General features: G+C 31.2%; 18 protein-coding genes. 5 read left to right on the top strand and 13 right to left on the bottom strand.

Features of this window, described 5'->3' with window-relative positions:
* Window positions 1-7: 7 nt before the first annotated feature.
* The 4 genes from BGS43_RS00725 to aat are packed head-to-tail and all read left to right on the top strand — an operon-like array spanning window position 8 to window position 3,639.
* A complete protein-coding gene (locus BGS43_RS00725; RefSeq protein ID WP_096568447.1) occupies window positions 8-613 on the top strand; it encodes a TlpA disulfide reductase family protein in 606 nt (201 codons plus the stop codon).
* The gene (locus BGS43_RS00720) at window positions 613-903 is read left to right on the top strand and encodes an ATP-dependent Clp protease adaptor ClpS (protein ID WP_002777182.1); all 291 of its coding nucleotides are present in this window, start codon (window positions 613-615) and stop codon (window positions 901-903) included. Before BGS43_RS00725 ends, BGS43_RS00720 begins: the two co-directional genes overlap by 1 nt.
* Window positions 900-3,017 carry an AAA family ATPase gene (locus tag BGS43_RS00715; protein ID WP_096568444.1) on the top strand — a complete coding sequence of 706 codons (2,118 nt, stop codon included), beginning with the start codon at window positions 900-902 and terminating at the stop codon, window positions 3,015-3,017. The genes BGS43_RS00720 and BGS43_RS00715 overlap by 4 nt, the downstream gene beginning before the upstream one ends.
* On the top strand, window positions 2,992-3,639 hold the full coding sequence (gene aat, locus BGS43_RS00710; protein WP_096568441.1) for a leucyl/phenylalanyl-tRNA--protein transferase: 648 nt from the start codon (window positions 2,992-2,994) through the stop codon (window positions 3,637-3,639). Before BGS43_RS00715 ends, aat begins: the two co-directional genes overlap by 26 nt.
* A 21-nt stretch (window positions 3,640-3,660) precedes the next feature.
* Here the strand turns inward: aat and cetZ are convergent, their stop codons facing one another.
* The 3 genes from cetZ to BGS43_RS00695 all read right to left on the bottom strand — a co-directional run bounded on the left by cetZ (window position 3,661) and on the right by BGS43_RS00695 (window position 6,031).
* Complete coding sequence (cetZ, locus tag BGS43_RS00705) at window positions 3,661-4,950, bottom strand: energy taxis response protein CetZ (RefSeq protein ID WP_002826101.1); 1,290 nt, start codon at window positions 4,948-4,950, stop codon at window positions 3,661-3,663.
* Between the two features lie 80 nt (window positions 4,951-5,030).
* The gene (locus tag BGS43_RS00700) at window positions 5,031-5,657 is read right to left on the bottom strand and encodes a MarC family protein (protein ID WP_072219705.1); all 627 of its coding nucleotides are present in this window, start codon (window positions 5,655-5,657) and stop codon (window positions 5,031-5,033) included.
* 14 nt (window positions 5,658-5,671) lie between these two features.
* Window positions 5,672-6,031 carry a methionine-R-sulfoxide reductase gene (locus tag BGS43_RS00695; RefSeq protein WP_002826104.1) on the bottom strand — a complete coding sequence of 120 codons (360 nt, stop codon included), beginning with the start codon at window positions 6,029-6,031 and terminating at the stop codon, window positions 5,672-5,674.
* An 89-nt stretch (window positions 6,032-6,120) separates the two neighbouring features.
* Between BGS43_RS00695 and BGS43_RS00690 the strand changes: the two genes are divergently transcribed.
* The gene (locus tag BGS43_RS00690; RefSeq protein ID WP_002826106.1) at window positions 6,121-6,918 is read left to right on the top strand and encodes a ferritin-like domain-containing protein; all 798 of its coding nucleotides are present in this window, start codon (window positions 6,121-6,123) and stop codon (window positions 6,916-6,918) included.
* On the opposite strand, the gene pssA is transcribed toward BGS43_RS00690, so the two are convergent.
* The 10 genes from pssA to pglA form a co-directional block, all read right to left on the bottom strand.
* A complete protein-coding gene (gene pssA, locus BGS43_RS00685; RefSeq protein WP_002826107.1) occupies window positions 6,909-7,640 on the bottom strand; it encodes a CDP-diacylglycerol--serine O-phosphatidyltransferase in 732 nt (243 codons plus the stop codon). The genes BGS43_RS00690 and pssA overlap by 10 nt on opposite strands.
* Before the next feature lie 9 nt (window positions 7,641-7,649).
* Window positions 7,650-8,264: a phosphatidylserine decarboxylase gene (locus tag BGS43_RS00680; RefSeq protein ID WP_025399061.1), complete on the bottom strand. Its 615-nt coding sequence runs from the start codon at window positions 8,262-8,264 to the stop codon at window positions 7,650-7,652.
* Window positions 8,264-10,210 (bottom strand): ATP-dependent zinc metalloprotease FtsH, encoded by a 1,947-nt coding sequence (gene ftsH, locus BGS43_RS00675; protein ID WP_096568438.1) that lies wholly within the window; start codon window positions 10,208-10,210, stop codon window positions 8,264-8,266. Before ftsH ends, BGS43_RS00680 begins: the two co-directional genes overlap by 1 nt.
* A complete protein-coding gene (locus BGS43_RS00670) occupies window positions 10,210-11,058 on the bottom strand; it encodes a 50S ribosomal protein L11 methyltransferase (protein ID WP_042963208.1) in 849 nt (282 codons plus the stop codon). Before BGS43_RS00670 ends, ftsH begins: the two co-directional genes overlap by 1 nt.
* Before the next feature lie 13 nt (window positions 11,059-11,071).
* Complete coding sequence (locus tag BGS43_RS00665; protein ID WP_002777196.1) at window positions 11,072-11,464, bottom strand: chemotaxis response regulator CheY; 393 nt, start codon at window positions 11,462-11,464, stop codon at window positions 11,072-11,074.
* 213 nt (window positions 11,465-11,677) lie between these two features.
* Window positions 11,678-13,450: a UDP-N-acetylglucosamine 4,6-dehydratase (configuration-retaining) gene (pglF, locus tag BGS43_RS00660; protein WP_042962416.1), complete on the bottom strand. Its 1,773-nt coding sequence runs from the start codon at window positions 13,448-13,450 to the stop codon at window positions 11,678-11,680.
* Between the two features lie 2 nt (window positions 13,451-13,452).
* Window positions 13,453-14,613, bottom strand: coding sequence for a UDP-N-acetylbacillosamine transaminase (gene pglE / locus BGS43_RS00655; RefSeq protein ID WP_057980998.1), 1,161 nt, complete (start codon window positions 14,611-14,613; stop codon window positions 13,453-13,455).
* Window positions 14,614-14,767: 154 nt separating this feature from the next.
* A complete protein-coding gene (gene pglD, locus BGS43_RS00650) occupies window positions 14,768-15,355 on the bottom strand; it encodes a UDP-N-acetylbacillosamine N-acetyltransferase (protein WP_096568435.1) in 588 nt (195 codons plus the stop codon).
* Window positions 15,342-15,944, bottom strand: coding sequence for an undecaprenyl phosphate N,N'-diacetylbacillosamine 1-phosphate transferase (pglC, locus tag BGS43_RS00645; protein ID WP_096568432.1), 603 nt, complete (start codon window positions 15,942-15,944; stop codon window positions 15,342-15,344). Before pglC ends, pglD begins: the two co-directional genes overlap by 14 nt.
* A complete protein-coding gene (pglA, locus tag BGS43_RS00640; RefSeq protein WP_096568429.1) occupies window positions 15,937-17,067 on the bottom strand; it encodes a N,N'-diacetylbacillosaminyl-diphospho-undecaprenol alpha-1,3-N-acetylgalactosaminyltransferase in 1,131 nt (376 codons plus the stop codon). Before pglA ends, pglC begins: the two co-directional genes overlap by 8 nt.
* Between the last annotated feature and the right edge of the window lie 3 nt (window positions 17,068-17,070).

Raw genomic sequence — 17,070 nt, 5'->3', positions numbered from 1 at the left:
GACTAGCATGAAAAAGAAAACGATATTGTCATTTTTTATCATTATAGGTTTTTTTATAAGCGCTTGCTCGCACCAAGAAGACATACAAAATGATTTTATGTTTGAAGAATACAGCAAAGGCGATAAGATTGTATTAAATAGCGTAAATGGAGGAGCTAAAACCTTAATTCGCACCGATAAAGGCTTCATTGTTGAAGGCGAAGAAGATAAAGTGTTGATGATTGATTTTTTTGGAACTTTTTGCGCTCCTTGCAAAGAAGAAGCTTTAGAGCTTAGCAAACTTTGGAAAAATAACTCAAATAAATTTATTATCATGGGGCTAACACATTTTGAAGATGTAAGTGATGAAACGGTTAAAAAATTTGCTGATGATTATGGAGCTTATTATTTCTTAAGTAATGATTCGCAAAATGATCGTATTATTGCTCAAATTTTAAAAGATATAGATTATCAAAGCATGGAGCAATTGCCTTTTAAAGTGGTAATAAAAAATGGAATTTATCAAAATCTTAGCAATTATTGGGATAATAACACTTCAACAAATTTTTATTTAGGTAAAATTCCAACAGATTTTATACAAGATGATTTAGATAAAATTTATAAAGAAAAATAATGCCAAAGTTAAAAGTATTAGAAAAAAGTAAGCTTAAAGAGCCTAAAATGTTTAAGGTTATATTATTAAACGATGATGTAACCACGATGGATTTTGTTATTGAAGTTTTAATCAATATTTTCTACCATGATTTTGAAACAGCTAATAAAATTATGTTAGAGGTTCATCTTAATGGCAGTGGAATTTGTGGGATTTACACTCAAGAAATTGCACTTTCAAAGCAAAAAAAAGTTTCTGATGCTGCTAAATTGGCAAATTTTCCTTTACAAACTAGAGTGGAAGAAGAATGAAATATCAAGAAAATTTACAAAAATACCTTGATAATGCTAAACATTTAAGCACTATCAATCGTCATGAATTTACAACTTGTGAGCATGTGCTTTTTGCTATATTAAAACTAAGTTCAGATTTTAAATCAATATTTGAAGAACTCGCAGATGCCGAATTTGAACTTTTAGAAAGCGAACTTAAAAATTATATAGCAGAAAAAAACCAAAGTTTGGATCAAGAAATCGAACCTGTTAATTCTATAGTTTTAGATGAAATTCTTAATCATAAAAATGAAATAAAAATCATTGATTTTTTAGAAAAACTCATCCAAGATGATAGAACATATTCGAGCTTTCTTTTGCAAAAACATGGTATGAATTTAGAAAAAATTCAAGATTTTAAACAAAATAGCGAAATAGAAAATTTAAATTCTTACGCAAGCGACTTAACGCTTTTGGCGCAAAAAGGTAAAATAGACCCTTTAATAGGAAGAAAATTCGAGCTTGAGCGCATTATACAAATCCTATCAAGACGCAAGAAAAACAATCCTATTTTAATCGGAGAAGCTGGAGTTGGAAAAACTGCGATAGTTGAAGGACTTGCATTGGTCATTGCTGAAAAAAAAGTTCCAAAAAATTTGCAAAATGCTAAAATTTTTAGCCTAGATATAGCAGGATTGCTTTCAGGGACTAAATATCGTGGCGATTTTGAAAAACGAATCAAAGAAGTCTTAGAAGGACTTCAAAAACTTCCTAATGCTATCTTATTTATAGATGAAATTCACACCATAGTTGGAGCTGGAGCAACTGGAGAATCACATACAGATTTTTCCAATCTACTCAAGCCAGCCTTAAGCAATGGCACTTTAAAATGTATAGGTGCAACCACTTTTATGGAATATAAAAATACTTTTGATAAAAACAAAGCCTTAAGTCGCCGTTTTGCTAAAATCAATGTAGATGAACCAAGTCAAGAAGAAGCTTTTCAAATTTTACAAGGTTTAAAAAGCAAATATGAGGATTTTCATAAGATTAAAATTAGTGATGAAGTCCTTCAGCAAGCTGTTGTTTGGGGCAAGAAATTTTTCAGCGATAAATACCTTCCTGATAGTGCTATAGATCTTATCGATGAGCTTGGAGCTTCTTATGTTCTTAAGGCAAAAACTAAAAAAAATGCCGATATTAAAGATTTAGAACAAGTTTTAGCCAAAATGACTCATCATCATAAAATGTTTGAATTTGATCAAAATAAAGCCTTGATGAATCTAAGTCTTAATTTAAAGGCAAAAATATTTGGTCAAGATGAAGTGATTGACAAGCTTGTTGCGACCCTAAAACAAAGTTTTGCAGGATTTAAAAATTTAAATACCCCACGAGGAGTATTTTTATTTACAGGATCTAGCGGAGTTGGAAAAACTGAACTTTGCAAAGTTTTAGCAGAATTTTTAGGTTTAAATTTAGAGCGTTTTGATATGAGCGAATATGCAGAAAAACATAGCATAAGCAAACTCATAGGTTCTCCTGCAGGATATGTGGGATATGAAGATGGAGGACTTTTAAGCAATGCGGTTCGGAAAAATCCTTTCAGTCTTATCCTCTTTGATGAGATAGAAAAAGCTCATCCTGATTTAAGCAATACTTTCTTGCAAATCTTTGATAATGCAGAGCTTACAGACAATAGTGGCCTTAAAGCTGACTTTAAAAATACTATTATAATCATGACTTCAAATTTAGGGCTAAAAGAAAGCAATGAGCTTGGATTCCTAAGCAAAAATGAAGAAAAAAGCAACCGTGCTATTAAAGATTTTTTTGCACCTGAATTTATCAATCGTATTGATAAAATTCTTCATTTTAACGATCTAGATGATACTGTGCTTGTTAAAATCATTCAAAAAGAATTAGATGAAATTTCTAAAAATCTTAAAAATATCCAATTAGTTGCTGATGAAAAAGCTAAGCTATACTTAGCGAAAAAAGCCTACAATAAAGAATTTGGAGTAAGATTATTAAAACGCATTATTTCCGAAGAAATCGGAGAAAAAATCAGTGATGAAATTTTATTTGGAAAACTTAAAAAAGGCGGGATAGCTAAAATCAAGCTTAATAAAAATGGAAAGCTCGATCTTATATTCTAAACTTATGGATGCGCCCAAAGACGCACCCGTTTTTTTAAGTCAAAAATTAGAACCTGATTTTATCTTAAAAGCCTATCGTTTTGGGCTTTTTCCATGGACTAACAAACCCGTTACTTGGTGGTGCCCTGATCCTAGATGCATTTTAATTCCAAATCAAATTCACATCCAAAAAAATATGAAAAAATTTATTAATCTCTATCAAATTAAACTTGATTATGATTTTTTAAAATTAATTACATTATGTCGCGATACACGCTCTCAAAGCTGGATAGATGATGAATTTATTACCACTTATTATAAGTTATTTACCCAAGGCTATGCGCATAGCCTTGAACTTTATGAAAATAATGAACTTATAGGTGGAATTTATGGTTTAATTTTAGGCAAGGTTTTCTTTGGTGAAAGCATGGTAAGCATTAAAAAAAATGCATCTAAAGTTGCCATGATTAAACTTTGTGATTTATTAAAACCTTATGATTTTATCATAGATTGTCAAGTTTATAACCAACATTTAGAATTTATGGGTGCTCATAATATTTCTAGGAAAGAATTTTTAAATATTTTAAAAGAAAAATGCAATCAAGAAAGTGGTTTTAAAAATTTTAAAGATTTAATTACTTAAAAATAAGCGTGAAAATCACGCTTATGACATCGCTTTAGCAACTTCAGCAGAGCTTTCACGAATTTTCTCCATACACTCTCTTGCTTCTTTTGCAAGTTCAACACTCTTATTAACATCCTCTAAACCGCTTTTAATACTCTCAACCACTTGTGATGTAACATTACGAATAGAATTAATCGTAGTGGTAATTTCATTAACCGAATGCCCTGTTCTTTCAGCTAAACTTCTTACTTCATCAGCAACAACAGCAAAACCTCTTCCATGTTCACCAGCACGTGCTGCCTCAATAGCAGCATTTAAAGCAAGCAGATTAGTCTGATCAGCAATATCACTAATAGTTTGAATAATAGATTTAATTTCATCTGATTGTTGATTTAAAGAGGAAACAAGATTTGAACTTTGAGACATCATATCAGCAATATTCTGAACATTTGAAACAGTGTTTTCAATTACGCGATCTCCATCTTGAGTAAGATTATCATTTTTTTCTGCAAGTTCGCTTATGAGACGAAGTTTTTCTTGATCTTTTTTAACTTGTTCGCTTATATCTGTAGCAAATTTAATAACCTTGTAAATTTTTCCATCATCATTTTTAACTGGATTATAACTTGCTTCAAGGTATACTTTTTTATTATTTCTTCCGTATCTTATATATTTACCTGATTGAAATTTGCCCTCTCTTAAATCTTCCCAAAATTGAACATAATCCTTAGAGTGTCTATAATTAGAATCACAGAACATACTATGATGCTTTCCTTTAATCTCATCAATATTAAAATCCATAGTTCTTAAAAAATTTTCATTAGCCGTAATAATAGTCCCATCAGGTTTAAATTCAATAATAGCCATAGAACGATTAGCAGCAGCAATAGTATTTCTAAGATCAAGCATTTCATAATGTCTTTGAGTTATATCATTGGCAAATTTAATAATTTTATAAACATAACCATTATTATCACTAATTGGAAGATAATTTGCTTCTAAATAAACATCTATCCCTCCCTTAGCTATACGTCTAAAAAGACCACTTCTAGCTTTTCCATCTCTTAAATCTTTCCAAAAATCACTATATGCTGAAGAATTAACAACTTCAGGCAAACAAAACATACTATGATGCTTACCCTTGATCTCTGAAAGGGAGTATTTCATAGTTGTTAAAAAATTTTGATTTGCCTCTAAAATAACGCCATCGGTAGTAAATTCAATTACCGCCATGGTATTCCCAATAGATCTTAAAATATCTCCTAAACCATTACATTTTTTTTCAAGTTGTTCAATTATTTTAGTATTATTTTTCTTAGCACCAAACATAAAACTCACCTTTTTAATAATAAATTATTTTAAAATTATATCATATTTATATAGTATTATTTACTTAAAATTATATTAATTTATAAGTTAAATATATCCTTTAAACCTACAATAATCATCTTAAACCCCATAGCAACAATAAATACTTGTGCTATACGAGAAAAAACATGTAAAATCAATTTTCCAACTATTTTTTCTATAGTAGCTGCAAAATGAAAAAGTATAAACATAAAAATAAAAGCTATTATTACTCCGCCAAGAGCAACATCAAGCCCACCATCTTCGGCTATAACAATAACGCTAGCTAAAGTTCCAGGCCCAACAAGCATAGGAAATGCCATAGGTATTAAACTCTGTCTTAAAATTTCCTTATCATCCATATCTTGATAAGAACTAAAATCCTTAGTTGCAATTTTTGTTGAAAAAAGTAAATTTTTAATAGCCATTATAATAAGAACCAAACCACCAGAAACCCTTAAATCATCCAATGAAACTCTAAAAATATAGTTCATAAATAAAGGTCCTGATAATAAAAACACTAAAACTATAGTAAAAGCTGTATAGAGAATAGTTCTAAAAAGTTTTTTTCGAAGCATTAAAGGCAATCCATCACTCATAGCCAAAAATTGAGTTAAATTACCAAAAGGATTTAATATAGCAAGTAAAGTAATTGCAGCAAAAAACATCAAATAAAGCTCAGAACCCATACTAGAAAACACTATCAATCCTTAGTTTTTACAAATTCCAAAGAAATAGAATTTACACAATGTCTTACATTTTTAGCAGAAAATCCTTCTCCTTCAAAAACATGACCTAAATGTCCATTGCAATTTGCACATACAATCTCGGTTCTAATCCCATCTTTATCAGGAATTCTTTTAACAGCCCCTTTTATTTCATCATCAAAGCTAGGCCATCCACAACCTGATTTAAATTTATCTTCGGATTTATAAAGCGAAGCTCCACATTGCTTGCATTGATAGATTCCTTTTTCATAAAAATCATTATATTTCCCACTAAAAGGAGCTTCTGTTCCTTTATTTAAAATTACTTTTTTTTCTTCTTCATTTAATTCTTTCATGATCTACCCTTGTAAAATAATTTTTATATTATATAATTAAAATTTCAATTTTAAATGATAAATTTTTACAATTTTAAAGAAAGTTTTAAATGCAAAAAGAATTTTTTCAAGAACTTCAAGATATTTTATATGAAAAAAATATAACTATAAAATTTCACTCTTTTCAAAATTTTTATGAAGACTTTAAAAGCCACAAATTTATTTTTAATCACGAGCATCAAAGCATTTTCAAAAAAAATACATCGCAACAAATTACCTTGCTTCATCCTACGCGTATAAGAAGGCCTAAATTTGTCAATTCAACTCATGCACTTGCTAAAATAATTCATTCAGTCGCTCATATAGAATTTAATGCAATTAACCTGGCTTTAGATGCGAGTTATCGCTTTAAAAATCTACCTTTGCAATTTTATTACGATTGGCTGGAGGTAGCAGATGAGGAAATTAAACATTTCAAACTTTTAAATTCAGCACTTAAAGAACTTGGTTACAAATATGGAAATTTTCCAGTGCATGATAATTTAGAATCTGCTCTAGAAGCTACAAAAGACTCTTTAAGTTTTAGAATGGGAGTAGTTCATAGAGGTTTAGAAGCTAAAGGGCTTGATGCCAACCCCTTTGTTGTTCAAAAACTCCAAAGTTCCAATCATTCCATTAAAAATCTTCTAATGGAATATCTTGAAATTATACTTAATGATGAAATAAAACACGTTAAAAAAGGAGATACTTGGTGGAAATTTGCAAATCAAAACAGGTATGATTTTATTGAGCTTTGCAAAACGTTTAAACAATTCTCTCTTGCGGGAAAAAAACTTAACATTCAAGCAAGAATCAAAGCTGGCTTCACTCAAGAAGAATGCGAAGTCATTGAAAAATTTTACTCTTGATTTCTTATCTTAAATTTTGAAACGATAATGGTATATAAAACCCGAATAATTCCATAAAGCACATACAAGCTTGCTAAAATTACTAAACTTTCAAGAGGGTAAAGATATAAAAATGAAAATATTATAATTAAAATAATCAAAACTTTTAAAACACTAGAACGATTAAAATCAAGCTTTTTAAAACTAGGATAACGTATATTACTTACCATTAAAAGCCCTAAAATTGCCTGAAGCACCAAAAAAACTACGCCATAAGGCTTTAAAAAATCATAACTGATAAACGCATAAGTCCATATAGCACTCACAACTGCTGCAGTAGGTATAGGAAGCCCTATAAAAACAGATGGTTCATAAGTTCCTGTAGTGACATTAAATCTTGCTAGGCGTATTGCTCCAAAAACAACAAAAAAAGCAGTTATTAAAGAGCCATATCTTCCAAATTCAGAGCCAATAACCATATAAAAAAATATGGCCGGTGCGGCGCCAAAGGCTATCAGATCGGCCAAAGAGTCAAATTCAATGCCAAATTTAGAAGTAGTCTTTGTAAGCCTTGCAACACGACCATCAAGACCATCACATATTAAAGAAAAGATAATATACAATAAAGCCATATAATAATTGCCTTGTATAGAGGCGATTATAGAAATTACACCCAAAAACGCTGAAGCTGCTGTAAAAAGATTGGGTAAAATATAAATAAATTGTGATTTATTATTGTTCATTTTTTATCCTTAAGCTAAGTAGCCTAATAAAGAACCTGATTTTAACTCGTCTCCAAGTCCTACATGAATTCGTGTATCTCTTGGCAATAAAATACTTATGGTTCCATTGATTAAAAAGCCCATTTTATCTCCAACTGTCAAGCTATGAGATAAATTATCGAGCTTCAATTTTCTATCAAAAGAGCCTGCATATATCCGTAAAACAACATTAGATCCGTTACTTGAAGCAAAAATACTTACATTTTCATTCATTATTCTAGCGCTTTTTAATTCGCTGCATAAAAAAAGTCCATGCTTTAGCGCAATATCATTAATATCCATTTTAAAAGGAGTGTAAAAAGCTCCAGCATCGTAAAAAGCATTTTTAATGCTTATTTCAACACTTTCACCTAAATATTTATCAAATGTATTTTCTATTCTAGTTATCCTGCCATCAATAGGTGATAATATAGCCTTACTATCATTGCATACCCTTACACGATTTGGGATTCTAAAAATAAACAAAAGCACCAATAAAAATAAAAAAAGAAGGACAGAAAAGCTATAAAATATCCAACAAATAACAAATAAGATAAAAACTATAGCTATAAGCCAATGTCCTTCTTTAGCAATATATTTTCCCATTACTCTGCTTGTTTGCTTTCTTCTTTATGTTCTTCGTTTATTTCCTGCAAACGCGTAGGAAGATTGTTTTCATTTTCATAACTTTTGATAATATCTCTTACCTTAGCACCTTCTATGGTTTCTTCTTCATAAAGTGCTGCAACCATGGTTTCAATCGCACCCTTATAAGTATTTAAAGTGTCTTTAACATCTTTATAACGCTCATCCAAAGTCTTTTTAACATAATCATCTAAAGATTCAGCCATTTTTTCAGAATAATCTTTTATAGTTTGGCCACCTGTTAAAAAAGTATTTCTTTGTTTTTCAAGCACCATCAAGCCTGCAATTTCACTCATACCATACATTGAAATCATAGCCTTGATAATATCTGTTGCTCTTTCAAGGTCATTGCTTGCACCGGTAGAAATTTCGCCTATAAATACCTCTTCTGCAGCACGCCCGCCCAAAAGCACATCAACTTCGGCAATAAGCTCATGCTTTTGCATTAAAAATTTATTTTCTTCAGGCGTATTGAGTGTATAACCAAGTGCAACAAGCCCTCTAGGAATCACAGAAACCTTACTAACGCGTTTTGCACCCTTTGTAGTTTCAGCAATTAAAGCATGTCCACATTCATGATAAGTAACGATTTTCTTCTCTTTGTCGTTAATGCGACGTGATTTCTTTTCAAGTCCAGCTATAGCTCTTTCAACAGCTTCTACAAGATCATTTTGTTCTACATATTTTTTCGAATCCCTACCTGCTAAAAGTGCTGCTTCGTTGATAATATTTGCAAGATCAGCTCCTGCAAGCCCTGCGGTTAAACGCGCTATATCTTCTACTTTAACCTTTGGAGAAATTTTAACATCTTTCATATGCACTTTTAAAATGTCGCATCTACCTTTAAAATCAGGTTTATCAACCAACACTTGACGATCAAATCTTCCTGGTCTTAAAAGAGCTGCATCTAAAACCTCAGGTCTATTAGTAGCCGCTAAAACAATCACTGGAGAACTTTCAGTTCCAAAACCATCCATTTCAGCCAAAAGCTGATTTAAGGTTTGTTCTCTTTCATCATTGCCACCCATCATACCGCTTGCAGCACGACTTTTACCTATAGCATCAATTTCATCGATAAATATAATAGCCGGGGCTTCTTTTTTTGCATTTTCAAACAAATCCCTCACACGAGAAGCACCCACACCCACAAACATTTCTATAAAAGATGAACCTGAAACGCTAAAAAACGGCACATCAGCTTCTCCTGCCACTGCTTTTGCTAATAATGTTTTTCCTGTACCTGGAGGTCCTACAAGCAATAAACCTTTTGGAATTTTTGCACCAAGTTTAATATATCTTTCTGGATATTTTAAAAAATCTACTATTTCCTTAACTTCTTCTTTTGCCTCTTCTACACCCGCAACATCATTAAATTTAACTTTTGGTTTTTCCGAATTTACAAGTTTTTTGGAGCTGCCTATACCCAGTATAGAACTTCCCATATTTTTTTGCATACGACTTGCCAAAAACATCCAAATTCCAAAGAAAATAAATACAGGCAAAACCCAAGAAAACAAGATATCTGTAAACCAATTTGTTTCAGAATAAGCTCCATAAGCAATATTCTTACTATCAAGCAAGCTTACAAATTCAGGATCATTAACTTTTTTAGTAGTATAGACTGTATTTTGAGCACTAGAAACTGCTTTTATAGTAGTTTGTCCTATACTTACTTGATTGATCTGTCCACTTTCAATAAGTTTTTTGAGTTCAGAATAAGGTACATTTTTGCTAACCTCAGTTCCATTTAAAGCACCACCTAAAGATCCATTGCCATCAAAAAATCCCTTAAAGACAATTATCATAACAATAGCAAAAATCGCAAAAATAAAAATTGGATTTTTGTTGAAAAAGTTATTGCTCTGCGGATTACCCTTATTGCTAGGAGCATTGTTGTTATTATTCATCATTTTTCCTTTGTTTTATTTTTATATACCAAAGAGCACCATTCATTGATTTGCATTTCATCAATAAGCTCTAAATCCTGAAATTTTTCTTTTACTCTTGTTTTATACTTATCCAAAATTCCAGATAAGATAAGTATAGCATTATCTTCTAAATGCTTTTTAATATCTTTTTCTAAAATCAAAATCACATCAGCAATTATATTTGCAACCACCAAATCATATAATCCCTCTGCCTTATCTACAGAACCATGCCAAGCTTGTGCGAAATTTACATTATTTAACTTTGCATTGTCTAAGGCACTTTCAATAGCCAAATCATCAGTATCGCAAATTTCAACTTTGCATCCTAATTTTGCCATAACAATGGCTAAGATACCGCTTCCACAGCCTATATCTAAAGATCTTGAATTATTTTTAGCAAATTTTTGTAGAAATTTTACACAGCCGTAAGTACTTTCATGATGCCCAGAACCAAAAGCTAAAGCAGGATTGATTTTAATATTGAGATAATTTTCTTTTTCTTCTTGCCAAGTAGTATGAATATAAATATTATCAATTAAAATGGGCTTTATTCCTTTTTTATATTCTTCCACCCAGTCTTTATTTTCTTTTTTTTCAATGCTTTTATGAAGTATAATATTTTCTTTTAAATTGAATCTTTGACTTAATTTTTGGGCAAAAATTTCAATTGCCCAAGCAAGCTCTTCTAAATTTTCTTCCGAGCGTATATAAATACCATTATCTTTTTCTTCTATAACGTCTACACCCAAATCGAAAACAAAATCAAGAAATAAATTTTTATACTGCTCTTGAATTTTAAGAAACAGTTCATAATAAAATTTTTGCATTAATTATTAAAAATTACTCAGCTTCAGAGTCTCCGTTGCCGGTACCTAAAACATCTTCAAGTTTTTCTTTTAATACTTGTGGAGTAAAAGGCTTAACTATATAATTGTTTACCCCTGCTTTTAAGGCAGTAATCACCTCAGCCTTGCCCCCTTCGGTAGTAACCATAATAATAGGCATATCTTCATATTTTTTTTCTGCTCTTACTTTTTTAACAAGCTCTAAGCCATTCATCTCAGGCATATTCCAATCAGTAATTAGAATTTTAATATCTTCGTTTTTTTCAAGTAAATCCCAAGCTTCAACTCCATGTTCAGCTTCAAGAACATCATTATGTCCGAGTCTTGTTAGGGTATTTTTTATAATCCTTCTCATAGTAGAACTGTCATCAACAACTAACAATTTCACAATTTCGTCCTTTCAAAATTTTCATAAATTTTATATATTGTATCCTTTTTAGCCTTATTAATCAAGTTTCTAAAAAATTTTAAAAGCGAATTATAGCATTTTTTACTATATTTTTGTTTAATTTTTTTATAAAAATGATTGTTTTTTAATTTTTTAATCCAAAATTTCATAAAGAATTTCAGTAAAATCAAACTTTAATATATTAAAATAATATTAATTACCATCTTTATTATGATTAAATTCAGGAACTATTTCTTTTAAAATTTCAGCTATATTTTGGCAATCTTGCAATTTTTTAATATAATCATTTAAAATTTGAATATCCATCTTTTCATTTTTAGCAACAAAAATACTCTCATATTCTGTCTTTGCATCATTCTCATCGATTAGCAATTCTTCAAAAAGCTTTTCCCCACGTCTTAAACCTGTGATTTTTATCTCTAAGTCTTCTCGGTTGGATAAAATAAGCATTTTTTTAGCCAAGTCCATAATCTTAACTGGCTCGCCCATATCCAGCACAAAAAGCTCACCCCCTTTTGCGATAGCTCCAGCTTGCAAAACAAGTTGCACTGCCTCAGCCACAAGCATAAAATAACGCACTATATCAGGGTGTGTTAAAGTTAAAGGCTCATTATTGGCAATTTGTGCTTTAAATTTCGGTATCACACTACCACTAGAACCTAAAACATTGCCAAAGCGCACACAAGAAACTTCAAAATTTTCATCACTCATACTTAAAGTATAAAGCTCACATACTCTTTTAGTGCATCCCATGATATTTGTTGGACGTACCGCCTTATCTGTACTTATCATAACAAATTTTTTTACTTTATTTTTTTTAGCTACATCGCATAGAGTTTTAGTACCTACGATATTATTAAGCACAGCAGAATGCGGATTTTGCTCACAAAGAGGCACATGCTTATAAGCAGCTGCATGCAAGATCAATTCAGGCTTATACTCCTTAATAATCTCATCTAAACTTTGCTCGTCTAAAATACTAAGCAAAACAGGGGTAATTTTTTCTTTATATAAGCTTAAATCTTCATTAATCTTATAAAGATTAAATTCGCTATGATCAAGCATTATAAGATGTTTTGCACCAAATTTAATACATTGCTTACAAAGTTCACTGCCTATAGTTCCACCTGCGCCACTTACCAAAACTACTTTATCTTTTAAAAATGAAGCCACAGCACTATCATCTAAATCTTTAGGTTTTCTAGCAAGTAAATCTTCTATGCTGATATCTCTTGCTTCATTTCTTGTAAAAGAAAAAATCTTAACATCACTGATTCCATAAGCAATAAGCTCTTCAAACAAAGCTTTAAGCTCAGCTTGATCTAGTTTTAAAGCTATAATAGCAGTTTTAACACCTTCATTGACATAATCTTTAATTTTACTTTTATCTTCAACGATAAATTTATCGCAATATGTTCCTATAAGCTCTCTTCTAGCATCTACAACACCCACAGGAAAAAGCCCTAAAGAACCTTCTTTTGCACCTTTTAACAAATGCAAAGCCTTAGAAGTTGCCCCTACTACAATACAAGGAGTTTCTTCTTCTTTTGCGCGGAAAGGCTTAAAGTCTATAAGCATTCTTTTAGAAATTCTCAAAGTGCCTACAAACATATAAGAAAGAATAAGATCAATACCTATAACCGAACGCGGGAAAGGATTGAAAAAATCATCGTAAAAATAAAAAATCAACAAAAAACAAATTTCGGCCAAAACCAAAGCAAAAAATATCTTTCTTGCTTCACTTAAGGAAAAAAACCGCCATGCTACCTTATAAATTCTAAAAATAAATAAAAAAGCTATTTTTAAAACCAGTAAAATAAGTCCCGCTTTAATCATACCCTCGTAAAAAATACTAGGAATTTCCCCGCTAAAACGCAAAGAAAAAGCTAAAAATATAGAGAGTATAAACAAAAATGCATCAAAACATAAGAAAAAAATCAGCCTTTTGCTTTTATAAAAATCCATCATCAAGCCTTTACGCTCTTGATAATAAGTTCTGAAATTTCACGCACATTGTCCTTACTCATCGCTGTACCACTTGGCAAGCATATCCCTTTTTTAAAGAATAACTCACTATTGCCATTTATATAAGCCTTGGCACCTTTGAAAACCTCTTGAGTGTGCATAGCTTTCCAAAGTGGGCGTGTTTCAATTTGCTCTTTTTGCAAATCTGTTATAAGTTTTGAAATTTTTGGATGCAAAATCAAGTCTTTTTGTGAAATTTCTATACATTTTTGATAAGCATTCATTTCGTTTTTATCAAAATCAATCAAAGCCGTGCTTAACCAGCGATTGCTTCTTGAATTTTCAAGCTCATCTAAAAAGACAAAACTATCACCTAAAAATTCTTTATACCACTCATAAATTTCTCTTTTTTTTAGCACTCTTTGTTCTAAAACTTCCATTTGCGCTACACCAATAGCACCTAAAACATTACTCAAGCGGTAATTATAACCATAATCTAAATGCTCATAATGCAAACAATTTTCCCTTGCCTGAGTGCTGTAAAATCTCGCTCTTTCGATTTTTTGCTTATCTTTACCTATAAGCATACCGCCGCCTGAAGTGGTGATGATTTTATTTCCATTATAAGAATAAGCTCCAAATTCTCCAAAAGTTCCTAAAGCCCTACCCTTGTAAAAACTTCCCAAAGCCTCGGCGGCATCTTCGATTAAAATAATATTTTCTTTTTCGCAAATTTTGACAATCTCATCCATTTTGGCCGCATTGCCATAAAGATGAGTTAAAATCAAGGCTTTTGGTTTTTTTTCGCTCTCTTTAATAGCAAGCTTTAACAGATCAATATCTATATTAAAAGTCTCATCACAATCAATAAAAACAGGTTTTGCCTTAAGATAGCAAATAGGAGCCACTGAAGCAATAAAAGTAAAAGATGAAGCTAAAACAATATCATCTTGTTCCACTCCTGCTACTCTTAAAGCCAAGTGCAAAGCGGCTGTAGCTGAATTTAGCGCCAAAGCATTTTCGCATTGAGCGTAATCTTTAACACTTTCTTCAAAACGATTTACAAATTCGCCCAAAGGAGCTATATAATTGCTTTTAAATACTTCTTCTATATATTTTAACTCATTGCCACCCATGTGCGGAGAAGAAAGAAAAAACCTCATTTTTTATCCTTTATTATAAACAGTGATTTCACTAAGATGATGTATTTTATCTAAAATAATTTACTAAGTATCAAACATTAAGAATTCCTTTGCAATCAAAGCTTATTTTTATTATATCTTAAGATTAAAAGTAATTTTTTAAGGATTAAAATATCTACATTCTTTTTGCAGGCACTCCCACAAAAACACCCTTTTTGCTTTGACTTTTCACTAAAGTCGCCCCACCCCCTAAAATGCTATCATCTGCCAAACTTAAATTTGGCAAAACACAAGAATTAATCCCTAAAAAACAATTTTTACCAATTTTTACATTACCTGCGCATTTAGCCCCTACACTCACATGAGAAAATTCCCCTATCACACATTCATGTTCAATCACACTTGAAGTATTCAAAATCACGCCTTTTTCTATTTTGGCTTTAGCATTAATTACCACGTAAGGCATGATTAAAATTCCTGCATTTTCTTCTATACTTGCACTAGGACTTATAAGCGCGCTTTTATGGATAAGATTTACGATCTTAAAGCCATTTTCTAAAATTTTTTGATAAATCTTTTTTCGAATTTCATTGTTTCCTATGGCTATAAAAATATCATATTTTGACAAGGTGCTTTCAAATTTCATTCCTTTAAAATCATCTAAAAAAACACATTCTTTATAGCCCATATTTTTAGCCACATCTTCACAAACAAGCCCATGACCACTAGCACCATAAATATAAATTTTTTCAGTTCTTGCCATTAAATTTCTCCGTTGTAACATGGCCTTCTTTACTTACCCCGCTTCTTTTTAAAACCTTTAAGGCTGTTAAGAACATGATTTTTAAATCAAGCAAAAAAGAAATATTTTTTACATAATACACATCAAGTTCAAATTTTTTTTGCCAAGAAATCGCATTTCTACCATTTACCTGTGCCCATCCTGTAATACCAGGACGCACTTTATGGCGGAGTTTTTGCTCTTTATTGTAAAGAGGCAAATACTCAACCAAAAGAGGTCTAGGCCCCACAAAACTCATATCCCCTTTTAAGATATTAAAAAGTTGTAAAAGCTCATCCAAGCTTAAGCTTCTAACAATTTTTCCAAAAGCTTTTAAGCGAAGCTCATCGCTTAATAACTCACCCTTTTCATCTCTTTCATCGCTCATGGTTTTAAATTTATAAATTTTAAAAATTTTTTCATCTAACCCGGGGCGATTTTGGGTAAAAATCACATTTCCTTGAGTTATTTTTAAAAGCAAAGCAGTGATTAAAATAAGAGGCGAAAAAAGCACCAAAAGAAACAAAGCCAAAACAAAATCAAAAATTCTTTTTATCCATTTCTCATACATTTTTAATCGCCCTATCATAAAGTTCTAAATAACGCTGCGCGATAACATTTTCATCGTATTGTAAAGCATCTTGGGCGGCATTTTTAGCTAAATTTAATCTTAATTTTTCATCTTCTAATAAAAGTGAAATTTTTTCGCTTAAATCTTTAGCATTTTTTGTTTTTGCCCAAAGTCCATCATAAGCATTAGAAATAGCCTCTACACAACCCTCACAATCACTTACTACAATAACTTTGCCACAAGCTTTCGCCTCTAAAACACTTACTGGAAATCCTTCTTTATAGCTTGGCAAAACAAAAATATCACAATTTTGCAAAAGCTCGACTATATCACTTCTACCACCCAAATAATGCACCACGCCAGAGTTTAAAAACTCCAAACTTGCACAAGAAGGATTTTCATCTCTTCCGCCCACTAAAACAAAATTTGCTTTGTCTTTTAGCATAGTAGCACTTTCATAAAATTCTTTTACACCTTTATGCCACAAAGCCCTAGCTATCATCAAAACAATAGGCTTTTCATCAATTTTTAAATTTTGCCAAAAAGCTTTTTTAGCTTCTTGCTCCACTCTCATAGGAAAGAATTTTTTAAGATTGATACCCACGGATTTAATCACGCAAATTTTATTTTCCTTAAGTCCTAAATTTCGCATAAAATCCGCATTAGCTTGATTTACAAAGATGAAAGAATCAGCGATTTTAAAGCTAAGTTTATAAAGAGTATTGATAACAAAACGCACTAAATTTGCCTTAAAACCTTGATCTATATAAAAAGATCCAAGTCCCTCAACAAGACCGATTTTATAAGGAATTTTGGCATATTTTGCAGCTATTAAACCAAAGGTATTGCTCTTATGAGCTCCACTTTGAATAAAATCAAGATTTAAATTTTTCAAAACCTTAGCAAGATAAAAAAAATTCTTTAAAACCACAAAAGGATTTAAACTAACTCTTGAAAGCTCATAAACAATTACTTTTAAGCCAAGATCTCTAAGTTTTTGCGTGTATTCATCTTGTGGCACTATGACAAAAACCTCATCTCCTCTTGCAATCAAAGCTTTAATTATAGGCAATCTAAAATGATATATACTTGCTCCTGCGTGAGTTAAAAAGCCTACTCTCATTGT

Source organism: Campylobacter sp. 110 (genome assembly GCF_002383965.1).
GTDB classification, from domain to species: domain Bacteria; phylum Campylobacterota; class Campylobacteria; order Campylobacterales; family Campylobacteraceae; genus Campylobacter_D; species Campylobacter_D coli.
The sequence above is the reverse complement of the archived record's forward strand: the minus strand, read 5'-3'. Positions and strand labels throughout refer to the sequence as shown.